At 45.8% G+C, this 12,677-nt stretch carries 14 protein-coding genes; 7 read left to right on the forward strand and 7 right to left on the reverse strand.

What is annotated here, in order from left to right:
• Positions 1 to 7: 7 nt before the first annotated feature.
• The 4 genes from IRJ18_RS15470 to IRJ18_RS15485 form a co-directional block, all read right to left on the reverse strand.
• Positions 8 to 769: an MBL fold metallo-hydrolase gene (locus tag IRJ18_RS15470; protein WP_194107216.1), complete on the reverse strand. Its 762-nt coding sequence runs from the start codon at positions 767 to 769 to the stop codon at positions 8 to 10.
• Positions 766 to 1,038, reverse strand: coding sequence for a hypothetical protein (locus IRJ18_RS15475; protein ID WP_194107217.1), 273 nt, complete (start codon positions 1,036 to 1,038; stop codon positions 766 to 768). Before IRJ18_RS15475 ends, IRJ18_RS15470 begins: the two co-directional genes overlap by 4 nt.
• 489 nt (positions 1,039 to 1,527) lie before the next feature.
• Positions 1,528 to 1,788 carry a hypothetical protein gene (locus IRJ18_RS15480; protein WP_194107218.1) on the reverse strand — a complete coding sequence of 87 codons (261 nt, stop codon included), beginning with the start codon at positions 1,786 to 1,788 and terminating at the stop codon, positions 1,528 to 1,530.
• 40 nt (positions 1,789 to 1,828) lie between these two features.
• Complete coding sequence (locus tag IRJ18_RS15485) at positions 1,829 to 3,787, reverse strand: AAA family ATPase (protein WP_194107219.1); 1,959 nt, start codon at positions 3,785 to 3,787, stop codon at positions 1,829 to 1,831.
• A 371-nt stretch (positions 3,788 to 4,158) separates the two neighbouring features.
• Here IRJ18_RS15485 and IRJ18_RS15490 point away from each other — a divergent pair, with 371 nt between their 5' ends.
• Positions 4,159 to 4,569 carry an energy transducer TonB gene (locus IRJ18_RS15490; RefSeq protein ID WP_194107220.1) on the forward strand — a complete coding sequence of 137 codons (411 nt, stop codon included), beginning with the start codon at positions 4,159 to 4,161 and terminating at the stop codon, positions 4,567 to 4,569.
• A gap of 371 nt (positions 4,570 to 4,940) precedes the next feature.
• On the opposite strand, the gene IRJ18_RS15495 is transcribed toward IRJ18_RS15490, so the two are convergent.
• Complete coding sequence (locus IRJ18_RS15495) at positions 4,941 to 7,190, reverse strand: polysaccharide lyase family protein (protein ID WP_194107221.1); 2,250 nt, start codon at positions 7,188 to 7,190, stop codon at positions 4,941 to 4,943.
• A gap of 166 nt (positions 7,191 to 7,356) precedes the next feature.
• Complete coding sequence (locus tag IRJ18_RS15500) at positions 7,357 to 8,634, reverse strand: flavin monoamine oxidase family protein (RefSeq protein WP_194107222.1); 1,278 nt, start codon at positions 8,632 to 8,634, stop codon at positions 7,357 to 7,359.
• 162 nt (positions 8,635 to 8,796) lie between these two features.
• On the opposite strand from IRJ18_RS15500, the gene IRJ18_RS15505 reads away from it, so the two are divergent.
• From IRJ18_RS15505 to IRJ18_RS15515, 3 genes are read left to right on the forward strand one after another with little or no spacing between them, the layout of a single operon-like run.
• The gene (locus tag IRJ18_RS15505) at positions 8,797 to 9,102 is read left to right on the forward strand and encodes a hypothetical protein (RefSeq protein WP_194107223.1); all 306 of its coding nucleotides are present in this window, start codon (positions 8,797 to 8,799) and stop codon (positions 9,100 to 9,102) included.
• Between the two features lie 51 nt (positions 9,103 to 9,153).
• Positions 9,154 to 9,453, forward strand: a complete 300-nt coding sequence (locus tag IRJ18_RS15510) for a hypothetical protein (RefSeq protein WP_194107224.1) — start codon at positions 9,154 to 9,156, stop codon at positions 9,451 to 9,453.
• Between the two features lie 57 nt (positions 9,454 to 9,510).
• A complete protein-coding gene (locus IRJ18_RS15515) occupies positions 9,511 to 9,891 on the forward strand; it encodes a helix-turn-helix domain-containing protein (protein WP_194107225.1) in 381 nt (126 codons plus the stop codon).
• A 34-nt stretch (positions 9,892 to 9,925) separates the two neighbouring features.
• Here the strand turns inward: IRJ18_RS15515 and IRJ18_RS15520 are convergent, their stop codons facing one another.
• Entirely contained in the window at positions 9,926 to 10,240 is a 315-nt protein-coding gene (locus IRJ18_RS15520) for a ferritin family protein (RefSeq protein ID WP_194107226.1), read from the reverse strand.
• Positions 10,241 to 10,451: 211 nt separating this feature from the next.
• Between IRJ18_RS15520 and IRJ18_RS15525 the strand changes: the two genes are divergently transcribed.
• From IRJ18_RS15525 to IRJ18_RS15535, 3 genes are all read left to right on the forward strand, one after another.
• Positions 10,452 to 10,901: a terminase small subunit gene (locus IRJ18_RS15525; protein WP_194107227.1), complete on the forward strand. Its 450-nt coding sequence runs from the start codon at positions 10,452 to 10,454 to the stop codon at positions 10,899 to 10,901.
• 439 nt (positions 10,902 to 11,340) lie between these two features.
• Positions 11,341 to 11,643 carry a hypothetical protein gene (locus IRJ18_RS15530; RefSeq protein WP_194107228.1) on the forward strand — a complete coding sequence of 101 codons (303 nt, stop codon included), beginning with the start codon at positions 11,341 to 11,343 and terminating at the stop codon, positions 11,641 to 11,643.
• A complete protein-coding gene (locus IRJ18_RS15535) occupies positions 11,627 to 12,577 on the forward strand; it encodes a hypothetical protein (protein ID WP_194107229.1) in 951 nt (316 codons plus the stop codon). The genes IRJ18_RS15530 and IRJ18_RS15535 overlap by 17 nt, the downstream gene beginning before the upstream one ends.
• Positions 12,578 to 12,677: the final 100 nt, after the last annotated feature.

Raw genomic sequence — 12,677 nt, forward strand, 5'->3', positions numbered from 1 at the left:
CGTCTGTTTACAGCTCCAGTTTCAGGCCGTCGTAGGCGAGTTTGATGTTGGGGGGCAGCTGCCTGCTCACGTCCTCGTGCCGCCCCAGGCGGTGGCTGATATGCGTAAAATAGGTAGTCCCCGCGCCCATTTCCTGGGCAAAGGCAACCGCCTCGTCAAAGGTGAAATGCGAGATATGCTTATCAAACTGCAGGGCATTGATCACTAATACCTTCGAGCCCCTGATCTTCTCTTTCTCCACATCGCTCACCGTTTTGGCATCGGTGATATAGGTAAAATCCTTTATCCGGAAGCCCCATACCGGCAACTTATAATGCATCACCTCTATAGGGGTGAAATACACCTTGCCAATATTAAACGGCTCGATGCCGATAGTATGCAGGTTAATTTGCGGGATACCGGGGTATTTAAAATCGTGGAAGATGTAGGCGAACTCCCTTCGCAGCGTTTCCTGAACACGCTCGTCGGCGTAAACATCTATAGCCTGCTGCTGGCGATAGTTGAAAGCGCGTACATCATCCAGTCCGGCAACATGGTCTTTATGTTCGTGGGTAAACAAAATGGCGTCCAGGTGCTTTACACCGGCGCGCAGCATCTGGTAACGGAAATCGGGGCCCGAGTCTATCACAATTACCTCGCCCTCTGCCTCCAGCAAAACCGAGGTGCGCAGGCGCTTGTCGCGCGCATCTGTTGATGTGCATACCTTGCAATCGCAGGCAATAACTGGTACCCCCTGCGATGTTCCGGTGCCTAAAAAGGTGACTGTCACAGCGCTAATTTTGTTTGTTTAAGCTGATGTAAAAAAGCAATTTGCTTATCGTCCAGCAGGTTTTGATCTATCTCTACTTCGCGCGCCAGTTCGGCCAGCGCTTGTATGCGGCTCTCCAGGTTGCTGAACTTATTAACAACCACCATCCTATTATGTTGTAATAAACAAGCGCCGGTTTTAAAGTTGCCCCGCTCGTAACGTACCCTGTACCCCGCGCTTTTTAGCAGCAGTTCCAGTTTTTCCAGCGTATGGGCCGTCATGGTGAGCATGGTTTCAAAATTAGTAAAATTGGTCGTAATTTATATCGATATCATTACGTCCTTCGCCCCCACCACGTCATAGTGAGCGCCAGCGAACTATCCCCGTTATGCAGGGTCACAACGCGCGCCATCTTTTTCCTTAAGGCCCCTACTTACCAATTTGTCATTGCGAGCGGTAGCGTGGCAATCTCGTAGTATCAAGGGCAGTTTGCCTATCAACGTCAGTCCGCTCATAGCCGCGGTGGCCTAGTTCTTTTCCTTGATGAAAAGAACGAAAAATCAAGACGAAAAAAAAGCTTCTGCCCGCCCTGCGTTTCAAATTTTCGCAAGAGAGCGATTTGAAACGGCATTCCCGCTTACGCCGGCCCGCTTTTTCGTCAGGTTTGCGCTCATCAGTTCGTCATTGCGAGGAACGAAGCAATCTCAACGGTAGCAGGTTGTTACAATTGCAGTTTACTACAAGCGGAGGACGCTTGCGGTAGCGTGGGGATAGTCAGTTTATTTTAAGGTCAGTAACAATGATTTTTGTTTATCAGAAAATGAAACGTAGCCATTAATCTCACTTATTCCTTTATTAAGAACATGCAAATCTTGAGTATGTTGTAATGCAGGATGCTTTTCGTAATCGTTTTTAGTTTCAAATTTGATATAACCGTTCTTATCAAACAATATTCCGGGAAATCCTTTTAAATGATGATACCATTTACCGTCTTCCCTATATAAGGAATGCATTGCACTAAGTGATAAAAGTAGGTTCAATTTCTTACCAGTTATCATGACTCACATCGTTAGTCTTAATTCATTTTTCATTAAAAAGATCATTGATTTCAGTAAATACTTTTTCGAAATTCTTTAATGTCACGCTGCTAAAGAATTTTTCATCTACACCCTTAGATGCCAATTTATTAGCAGGCCTATAATGATTAAAGGTCGTTATGTTGAGAAATTTACTTATCTGAACAAGGATAGGTTTTATCTTGTCGTTTAGCTGATCTATAGTTATAGCACTTGAGAATGCTTCGTTATAGAATTTCAAATAATCATTTTTCTCAAACAAATCTTCAATATCAGCACTAGTGTAATCTTCTAAAAATTCATCAAAAAATCGTATCTTTTTTTTGTTAATTATTCGGTGTTCAACCAAATCATCAAGCTTTGATTTGCCTTTAGCATCTTTAAATGTATCCAATAGACAAACAATAGACAAATCACTCCCTCTTAATAAAGATATAAACGTTGATACCTTGTCTAATCCGCCAGTCGGAACAATGGTAATCTTTTCATTTAGCCCGGTTCTGCCTAATGATTGTAATAGGGAGGACATTACTTGCAAATAAAGTAAATCGCTAGCGCCCTCTACTAGTAAGTTGTGCTTAGAAATAAACAAGTTTTGAGCGATATCATAACCAAGTGCAGCTTGTAGTGGAAATAATGTATTAGGATCTTTTTCTTGAATACTATTAGATATAATTGAACCTTTTTCAGTTTCTAAAACAGTTCTTACCTTTTCCAAATTATGAGATTCAATCATAAATGGAGAGTGGGTAGTATATATTATCTGATAGTTCTCAGATAAATCTTTTAAAAACCTAAGTAAATTATTTTGGGCTGAAGCATGTAAATTTAAACCAGGTTCATCCAATAGTAAAATGTAGTTGTTAGAATTATCTTCTTGTATTTTCTTAAACCAAACTAAAAATGAAAAAAACCAGTTGAAGCCCTTACTCCTGTTTTTGAGAGGTAACGATACACCTGATCGTCTATTTTTAACTCTTATATCAAGTATATGTTCTACTACCTTAACATCTTTTATTGTTTCGGTTTGTCCATACGCATTCCTAGTAGTTCTTTCAACTTCTTGTTCTCGTTTATCTATATCAAAAATAATTTCGAGGTTATTATTTGATCCCCAATATTTGAACAGTTCATTAGTTATTGTTGCCTGAGTTGCTTCTAGTTCAGCTTTAAAATCTTCATAGTTGTCGGAGTTTATTAATTCATTAACATTAATATCTGCTAAATCAAATAAAGCTTTAGCTGTTTTCAATTCTTCATCATCTAACTCATCATTTTGGAGATTTTCAATGCTAATTCGAGAAGGTAAAGCGTAATATTCATCATAATATAAAAACTTCGGAAGGTTTTTAGAAAGATGAACTCTGGATATATATTCACCAATTGGGTCTTGTGCCCAATTCCATTTGTTTTCGAAATATTTTTTTAACGTAGCTATGCCTTTTGTGAGATTTTCGTCTTTATATTCAGCGATTAACGCCTCTAAATTTTTTGTATTTTTTACCAAATAAAGTTTGTCATTTAGGGTTTTACTTGATATACCTAATGATGATGTTTTATTTTCAATAAATTTTTTGCTATCACACGAGATATTATTATAAGTACGGCTATTTGAAAACTTATAATTAATAATTAATGACTTTTGGGTAAATATACCATCACCAACATCTGCACTAATAGCCTTCAGTATATCTTCAGAGATACTATATGTAGCCGTTATGGCTTTAGGATCGTCCCCACTTTTATCAAGGCTTTTTTTCTCTTTGCGAGGGTAATCATGAGTAGGGGTAAACTTGAATTTTTTATCATCCACAAAATAGTTAGATTTAGCAAGCGCCTCTAATACAGAAGTCTTGCCTGACTCGTTCATCCCAACGAGAATCGTTATGTCATCTTCAATGTCGAATTGCTGTTCGGTTTCGATGCATTTGTATTTATGGATTACTAGTTGTTTTAGTTTCATGCGGTTTAAGTTTGATTAAATGTACTGCAATTTTGTTATAACTGCAATAAGGTTTATACCATTTTCTTTATTGCTTTGATCACTTGACTTGTTGTCATTTAGTATGCGTTAGACACTCATCATTGTTAATACTGTTCTTATGCTCCTCTTGTGCACATTTGAATATGTCTTACTTAATTTAAGACCTATCAAATATAGAATATAGGCACAGAGATATGGTGGCGCAGATGTGTCAGTTCCTCTAAACTAGTGCTACAATCCCCCGCTACCGCATGCGTCCCCGCTTATGGTCATAACATAAATCAACAGCACCACTTCAATTGTGCAAACAATAGAATTAAAGTTTAAATTAGGCGAAAATTTATTCAACCATGAAACCTTTTTTAGCCATTCTGCTGGCAATTTTTACGTTAAGTGTAAAGGCGCAAACCAGTACTGCCGCGCTAACCGATACCACCGTTTATACCGACAAGGAGGTAAGTGTTAAGCCGCAATATGTTGGGGGCATGGATCGTTTGGGCAGTTTTTTAGCCCACACTGTCCGTTACCCGGCTGTTGCCCGCGAGCGTAATACACAAGGCCGGGTACAGATATCCTTTATTGTTGAAAAGGATGGCAAACTGTCAAACTTCGCGGTGACGAAAAGCGTAAGCAAGGAGCTTGATGAAGAATCCATGCGGGTTATGAAACTTTTGCCAGCCTGGAAGCCTGCCCGAAATAATGATCAACCCGTACGCTGCCTGGTAGAATTGCCTGTAACGTATACGTTAAACAATAGGTAAGCTAATCACCGCCGCCTTACCCCAATGCCGGCGCACGCATGCCTTATGTGCTTCTACCCCGCGTTAGCGATTGCAACGGATACCGGCCATTGTGGCTAAGGCCTGTGCAGTATGAGTGGAAAGCGCGGGCCGCAGGTAACGCCCTTATCCGTAGAAAGGACATGCCCCTGACCCCTCTCAAGAGGGAAGCGTGGTGGCTTTGCATAACGGGGATAGTTCGCTGGCGCTCACTATGACGTGGTGTATGGTTAGTCCATAGTCAATAGTCCATGGTAGAAGGTGAGACGGGAAGTTGTCCATAGCCTGTCGTTGATCATAGCAAAACTGTAGTTACTATGGTCTATGGACTATCGGCTATGGACTAAAAAATCCTACTGCACTTCCAACCGTATCACATCATAACATATCCCGTTGGCTACGCCGCCTGCGGGAATGGTTAATACAATTTGGTTTTGGCCGGGTTTCAGCAGGGCGGCGTCGAAGGTGAAGTCGCGCTCTACCCAGGTGCCTTCTATCCCATCGCGGATCATGCTGGCGCCACCGCCGCCAATATCGGTGAAGGGGCCAACATCTTTACCGTTAACGGCAATATCCAGCTGGCGCGCGCTCGAGCCAGAGATACCGAAGCGCAGGGTGGCCTTGCCACTTGTCGGCGCACCGGCCGGCATGGTGAAGTTGATGGTCCACGGCGTGGCACGGCCCTGATCGCGGCCATCGGGCTTGTTATCTATATCGTGCGGTACGTGGTATATGTACCAGTCTTTAGCCGGGTTGCTTTTGCCTACGGTAAAGTTCACATCGTTAGGGAAGTATTTGGCATATTCAATATACATGCCCCAGTGCCAGTGGTCGTCGCCCTTGTAAAACTCCTTAGCCGAGCGGTTGGGCGTGCCCACCTGGAATATCTGCTGGCCGTAGTGCACCGGGCGCCATTCTATAGTACCCAGATCAAGCTTTTGGCCGGGCGTGATGGTGACGCTGGCCGTAGCATCGTAAGCCCCTAAAACGCCATCGGCAATGGCATGCAGCTGGTAAGTTCCTGGGCGTACGTTAGCGAGGGTAAAGCTGCCGTCGGCATTGGCGTTGGTCCAAAATTCGTAGTGTTTGGCATCGTTTTGCCAGGTAAGCTGCTGCCGCGGAAAGTTAAAGGCCGGACGGGCGCCTTGCTGGCGCGGCGGCAAATAGGTGCCGCGGTTAGCGCGTTTGCCGTTGGGCAGTAGTTTAACCGACGTATCGCGCGGGGCGGGAGCAGGTTCATCTATACGCACAGCATTATTTACCGGATCGACCGGGCGGGGGATACGTATAGTGCGCCCAACCGTATCGCGCACATAATTGGTGTAATCACGCTTTGGCGGCGTTTGAACTACCACCCCGGTGGTTATCGGAACCAAATTGTCTGCAGTTAGCCGTGGCCGACTTGGCACAGGCGGCCCATCCGGGTAGCTTAAACCCACCAGCAGGTTGCTAAATTTGGGCATGGCCAGTTGCGGGTCAATTAGTTTCATTTTGCCTTTCACGGTAGCGCGCTGGTTGGCCAGCGGGTAATCTACCCCCTGCACAAAGCTGTAGGGCCAGCGGGTCTGTTCGGTTTTGGCTTTTTGTTTGGCATCGGTAAATAAAGTCTTTGGGTCGTTACCGGTTGGCACGTAAATAAATATGGGGCCAACCACTTTTGTCCAGGGTTCGTTAGCGGCAAAGTTAAGTTCGCTGCCGCCGTAGTGGGTGCCGCGCCAGTAATCCAGCAGGGTGGGGTCGCCGCCGTCGCCATCGTCCAGGTGACCGGTCAGCTCGAAGTGCAGGGGACCGCTGCTCAGGTATTCGAACGATGGGTTGATGATATACAAACCCACTTTCTCTTTGGTTGATGACCAGCCAAAGGCGGGGATCTTGGATTGATCGGCCGAGTAATCGTACTTATGTTCGGCGCGGCCTTTGTAAATACCTGTAGTCAGCCTGCGTGATTCCTTCATGTTCAGATCGGTGCCCTCGTCCCAATCCTTACCAGTAGGCATCAGGGCGTTGCGCTGCTCGTCGACGGAAAGCCAATCGAACACCGAGGCCGATAGCTTAAACCCAAACCTGGATTCGCCTACCGAACCGGCAGGGTAAGTATCCTGGTGGGTGAAAATAGCGTAGGTATACAAGCCATGCGCACCGCGTTCCAGCGTGTAGCGGATCTCCAGGTCGGCAATTAACCCGCCCCCCTGACCGGCAGCCGTAGGGTTCCTGCCCAGGATAGACTGGCCGTCGGAATAGCCTTTAACTGATACCTCGCCACGGTCGCCGTTAACTTTGGCAGGGTCGATGGTGATGCTGGCTACCTCACGTGGGGCCAGCGCCGGGCTTTGCTCCCAATAACCAGCATGATGGCCTGATACATAACCCATCAGTTCCACATTAGGCGTAACGGTTTTGGGCGTTTTCACGGATGTCAGATCGCCGGTGCGCTTGTTCACCTTTACAGTAAGATAGCCATTGCTAAGGGTGTAGGTCGGGCCGTCATCAACCACCGTAACGGGTGGCGCGGCAGGGGCTAAAGTTTTGCGGGGCTTAGGCCCGGTAAATCCACATAGTGCTACTATGGCCGCAGCCAGTACCAGGGTATATTTGCTTTGCATAAAAAGGTATTTATCAGGTAATTGGTATAATATGCAACCAATATATAAAGGCGGTAAATAGTAAGTATCCTGTAGTGTGCTGGTGATAGGAAATTGTTACAAAGGGGGGAGGTTAGAGATTAAAGGTTGGAGATTGAAGATTAAAGATTGGGGGATTATTTGATGTTTATAGTTTATCGGCTACCTTCAGGCCGCTATCCAGGGCGGCTTCTACGGTGCCCATGGCGGGGCCATCGTACAAATACTCACCGGCGAAAAAAATAGTATCATCTACCGGTTGGTTCAATACCTTACGGGCACGGGCGCTGTCTACGGTATCATAAGCGTATGATCCGCGGGTGAAGGGGTCTGCCGTCCAGTTAGCCACCCGCCAGGTGATCAGCCGGCCCTTTAGCTCGGCCATATCCAGTTTAAAAACATTCGCAAGCGATTGCATGGCCAGTTGCCATATGGCCTCATTGGTTGTTTCCGCTAATTCGGCCGCGCCGCCACCACCCAGCCAGCCGGTTAGCAAAGCGTTGCCGGTATCCTGTGTCCACCAGGTGGGTATCTTTTCTTCGGTAAACAAAAAAGCCGGGGCCTTTATACCGCCATACTGTTCGTCTTCCCAAAAGGGCGCGTTAAACTGCAGCAGTATCTTAATAATGGCGCCAAAACCAATCTGGCCTATGGCTTCCGTGTGTTCTGGTACCTGCGGATGAAATTTTACCGCACCCTCCGCTTCCTCCGGTAACTGCAGCACGCCCAGGGGCAGCGTTATAATAAGTTGTTCTGCTTTATATTCCACGCCATCCATGGTAACGGCGCGTACCTGTTTATTGTCCCAATAAACATCAGTTACCGCGGCATCTAACTTAATTATGCCACTATGCTTTTTGCATTCACGGGCCAGGTAGTTTATCAGCGTGCAATAGCCGCCGGGTACGCGGTGCTGGGCATCCTCATCTTCGTTTTGCCATTCTTTACGCAGGGCAAACGCACTGGCTTTTGCGGGGTCGGCGGTATCATACCCTGCTACAAACTGCAATACCGATTTAGTAACCGCCGCATATTTTTCACCGCCAAAGTTTTGCTGCATAAATTGGGCTATGGGCATATCGGTTTTTAGTGCGGCCAGTTTTTGCATTACCTCGTCCCAGTCCTCCACTTGTTCTTCTTCCTGTTTAAATTTGCCATCGCGGTAACGCCACATTTGCAGCGCTATGGTTTGCGGTGCAATGCCGGCATCTTTTAATAAGTTAAATGTAACGGGCAAATCGCCGTGGACAAATTCGGCGCCCAATTCAGCCCTATCAAAAAACGAGGTTTGGTTAAGGGTATTGATGCGCCCCCCTATGCGTTCCCGCGCTTCTAAAACGGCAACCTTTTTTCCGCTTTTAGCCAACGCGTATGCCGCTGCAAGGCCCGCCGCCCCTGCGCCTATTATTAATACCGTGTTTTTCATAAAGATAGCTGTGCAAGATAGGGTTTAACCAATAGTAAAACAATATTGCGTACGGGGTGAATTTCAAATAGATAACGTGGACAAATGCGGGACACGCTACTACGTACCTACAGAATATTATATTTTTGAACCTATAAACCTGATGAACAACAAATAAAAAATATGGACGCTGTTACAATGGCCATGGTTATAGGCGCGGTAATTATTATGGTGGTAGTGTTTTTTGCTATCCGCAATAAAAATGATGCGCAGAAAATGCTGGAGCAAAATGTAGATGTGGTACCCCTGATGCTGCAAAAAGCCACCCAGATAAAAGTAGCCCGTTTACAACAAGCCACACAGCACGATACCCGGGCCAACGAAAACCTGGCAAAAATGGTAGCGGCTTATAAAAACAAACAGCTAACTATTGACGAATACAACCACAAGCTGGATGCCCTGGTGAACCAACTGGAAATAGACCTTTAATATTTTTAATATTCCTGTTAGGTTTTATCCCTTCAAGTTTTAACTTTGATAATGGCCATTATTGCGCTTGTTATATTCGGTTTTGTAATATTAATCTTTATACTCATTTTCAGGCCCAGGCATGATGATGGTGTAGATAAGATGCTAAAGCAAAACAAAAACGTGCAGCCGCTTTTTAAAGTACGGTCGGCGCAGCTTAAGTATCTTAGTCTGCACCAGGCTTTAGCGCAAAACCCCACAGCATTACAAGCGCTTGAACAATTACATACCGATTACGAGGATAAGGTAATATCTGTTGATGATTATCACACCGCGCTGGAGGAATTGGAACAGCAGCATCTAAAACATTAATATTTGCTGTACTTAATGGTAATTTTATATCATTGCAGTATCAAAACAGTAAATACCATGGCACCTGCAGATGACGGCGTAGTAAAACGTTTAAAAGTAATTGTGAAAGAGCATGGCGGTCAGCTGGCTTTAGCCAACCTTATCGGGGTCGATCAGGGCTTTATCAGTAAGGTGATCAATAAAAAGCAGGACGTTAGTTATTACCTGATCCGTAAATTATGCTTCCAGCTAAAATACTCGCCCGAATGGCTTATACTGGGCACGGGAAACAAGCAAATACTGAAGCAGGAATCGGCTAAACTAATTACAGAGATACAAATGCTGCGCACCGAGGTGGATATACTGCACGCCCGCATGAAAGCTTACGAGATGGAGTTGAAGGAAATGAAAGCGCAGCCCCCTAACCCCCTAAAGGGGGAATATAAAGCCGGGGCTTAACAAAAGCTCTCCCCTTTAGGGGTTGTGGGCACATTTACTCACTCGCCTCCTCCCCTTTTTCGCCAAGTCCTACAATGTCGCCTTCTTTAAAAAGGATAGCTTGCAGGGTTTTGCGCCATACGGGTTTTTGGCGCAGCAGAAATTCAAGGTCCATACCAAAGTGTTTAAATTCTTCGTGCTGGGCGTTTTGCATAATTGCTTTAGCCTGCGGATCTTTTTCTACCGATATACGCTGCTCGTACCAGTTAATGGCCTCGGCTTCTTCGCCCAGGGAAACTATCATGCGGGCAAAGGTGCGGGTTTTGTCGCTTAGTTCGTTTGCCGGTTCGTGGTACTGATCAAATGCCATAAGTTTGTTTTTAAGTTGATGATATGATAAGCAGATGAAGCGGGAAATTGTTTGTCCCCTGCGTCCTTAAATGCTAAATAAGATTTATTCAACATCAGATTGCAGAGTGCAATAATTTTTTGCTAAAAATATTTGCATTTCAATTTTTATTTCTGTACATTTGTATACAATATATGCCAATCGGCATTTTAAGCATAAAACCTCGGCTTTCATGAAATTCATATCTACACGCCAGCTAAGGCACCTTACTACGGCCTATTTTTCGTATATTAAAGGAAGTTTTCATTTTGAACAACTGCCCGCGACAACCGCCAGGGGAAAAGCCAAACAACAAAAAGTGTGGGACCGCCAGCCCGAGCCGCCAACCTTAACCGGTTTAGCATTGCACCTGGGGTTTGACAGTCTTGCCGAATTTGAGGCTTACGAACAAAAAGGCGAATTATCTTCGGAACTAAAACGCGCGCGTTTGCTAATCGCGGCCGAATACGAGAAGCGCCTGCACCAGCCCTCGCCCACCGGCGCCATCTTCGCGCTGAAAACCCTGGGCTGGAACGAACATGACCACCCTGTCGATAACGATCAATCATCTAAAACCTTTACCATAAACATGGTAGATACGGGTGTACCCATTGCCCGCAATGAAAAGGATGTGAAACTGTAACCCGCGTTAGGGATTGCAGCGGATACCGGCCTTGTGGCTAATGCCTGTGCAGTATAAGCGGAAAGCCCGGGCCGCAGGTAACGCACAAATAATGTGCAAATGCGTGGATGCGCAGATATGCAGATGAATGCTCTAATGACCGGCTTATGCCCTTATTAACGGCAGTGCCATAGCACTATCGGAGCTTTCCCCTAATACATTTACCAACCGTTCCAATGGAACGTTACAATTTCTCTTATTTCTACTACCCACCAAACATCCCTACGGGATGAAAAATAAGAAGTGTTCCATTAGGAACGATTGGTTGGTAGCACTGTAAACCAGCATTTATTACGTTCCATCGGAACGTTTGGTGTAATCTGCTCTTTCGTGGGCTATTACGCTCAGAAGAGGTAAACCTCCCCGCTAATAACTCAATAACTTGATGACCCAATGCCCCATGAACACAACTACCCTATTTAAACAAAACTATAACGCCGGTACCCACGTGGTGGTAAACCAAGGCGGCACCTATTCAGGCAAAACGTTTGCTATTATGCAGGTGCTGTTTTGCCTGGCTTGCAGCGAGGCTAAACAGGTAATTACCGTTGTAGGTCAGGATATACCCAACCTGAAAGTGGGCGCCCTGCGCGATGCCGCAAGCATATACAACAGCTCGCCCGCGCTGCAACAAATGGTGAAGAACTTTAACCGCAGCGACAGGGTTTACGAGTTCCACAACGGAAGTGGAACAGTGGGATAAGCTGGCCCAATCGTGGGAATCGCAAAGCCTGGCGCCGGGTGCCTTCGGCGACTACGAAGGTGTGGTAGACCTGTCCGACTTTATGGTTCAGCGCTACCTGACCAAAATTCAGATCGCCAACGAGCGTTTGTACTGGCTTGGCAAAGCAGCCACCAAAGAAGCCACTTTTACTGCTGATTTCACCGGTTTGTTACCGGCTATTGCAGCAGCAAGCGGCGTCTACAAAGTTGGTTTAAGCAAATCGGCCACCAGCATGGCGGCAACTGCTATCAACGCATCCGGCGTAGTGACTGTAAGCAGCACCGCTACTCTATCGGATGGCGACGTGGTAACCATCACCGCGGTAACCGGTACCAGCAAAGATACCACTAACGGCGGTTCGGGTGTAGATGTACAGGGACAATCGTACTTTATCCAGGTGTTAAGCGCTACTACTTTTAAACTGGTGCGCAACTATAACGAGATTAACACTCGCAAATCGGCAACCTTCAGCGGCACATCAACTGCAGCTACGGTAAGCTACATAAATGCCAGCAATGTGCTGGGTGTATTAAATGGTGTGTTTTCGCAACTGGACCCGGCCGACCGTAGCCAGGAAGATTTTAACCTGCAAATACCATTGCATGTAGGCTATGCTTACGCCCAGGCACAGGCCAACAACGCTACCAATGTGCTGAATGCCTTTACCGATAAAAAGAAAATGGATTACTTAGGTATCCCCTTGCAATTGATGAACCACTGGCAGGCCAACACTATTTTAGGCGCCCGCTCATCAAACCTGTTCCTGGGTGTCGATCTGTTAGGCGATGCTTCAGAACTGTCAACCGTTTACATGAAGCCTTATACCAACGATAATGTGGTACGCATGAAGGCCCGCATGAAAGCAGCGGTAAACTTCAAGTTTGCAAACGAACTGTTCTATCTGTCAGCGTAGCCGACAATGAGTGAGGGATGGATTGAGTGATTGAGTGAATAATTAAAATACCGCTTCGTCCCATTCACTCATTCCATCAATCACTCATCCACTCATTAAT

The sequence above is a fragment of the Mucilaginibacter boryungensis genome (genome assembly GCF_015221995.1).
Lineage (GTDB): Bacteria > Bacteroidota > Bacteroidia > Sphingobacteriales > Sphingobacteriaceae > Mucilaginibacter > Mucilaginibacter boryungensis.

Coding starts and splice junctions, on each gene's coding strand:
- IRJ18_RS15475 (WP_194107217.1), bottom strand. CDS start 1,038: ATGCTCACCATGACGGCCCATACGCTGGAAAAACTGGAACTGCTGCTA.
- IRJ18_RS15485 (WP_194107219.1), bottom strand. CDS start 3,787: ATGAAACTAAAACAACTAGTAATCCATAAATACAAATGCATCGAAACC.
- IRJ18_RS15490 (WP_194107220.1), top strand. CDS start 4,159: ATGAAACCTTTTTTAGCCATTCTGCTGGCAATTTTTACGTTAAGTGTA.
- IRJ18_RS15495 (WP_194107221.1), bottom strand. CDS start 7,190: ATGCAAAGCAAATATACCCTGGTACTGGCTGCGGCCATAGTAGCACTA.
- IRJ18_RS15500 (WP_194107222.1), bottom strand. CDS start 8,634: ATGAAAAACACGGTATTAATAATAGGCGCAGGGGCGGCGGGCCTTGCA.
- IRJ18_RS15505 (WP_194107223.1), top strand. CDS start 8,797: ATGGACGCTGTTACAATGGCCATGGTTATAGGCGCGGTAATTATTATG.
- IRJ18_RS15510 (WP_194107224.1), top strand. CDS start 9,154: ATGGCCATTATTGCGCTTGTTATATTCGGTTTTGTAATATTAATCTTT.
- IRJ18_RS15515 (WP_194107225.1), top strand. CDS start 9,511: ATGGCACCTGCAGATGACGGCGTAGTAAAACGTTTAAAAGTAATTGTG.
- IRJ18_RS15520 (WP_194107226.1), bottom strand. CDS start 10,240: ATGGCATTTGATCAGTACCACGAACCGGCAAACGAACTAAGCGACAAA.
- IRJ18_RS15525 (WP_194107227.1), top strand. CDS start 10,452: ATGAAATTCATATCTACACGCCAGCTAAGGCACCTTACTACGGCCTAT.
- IRJ18_RS15530 (WP_194107228.1), top strand. CDS start 11,341: ATGAACACAACTACCCTATTTAAACAAAACTATAACGCCGGTACCCAC.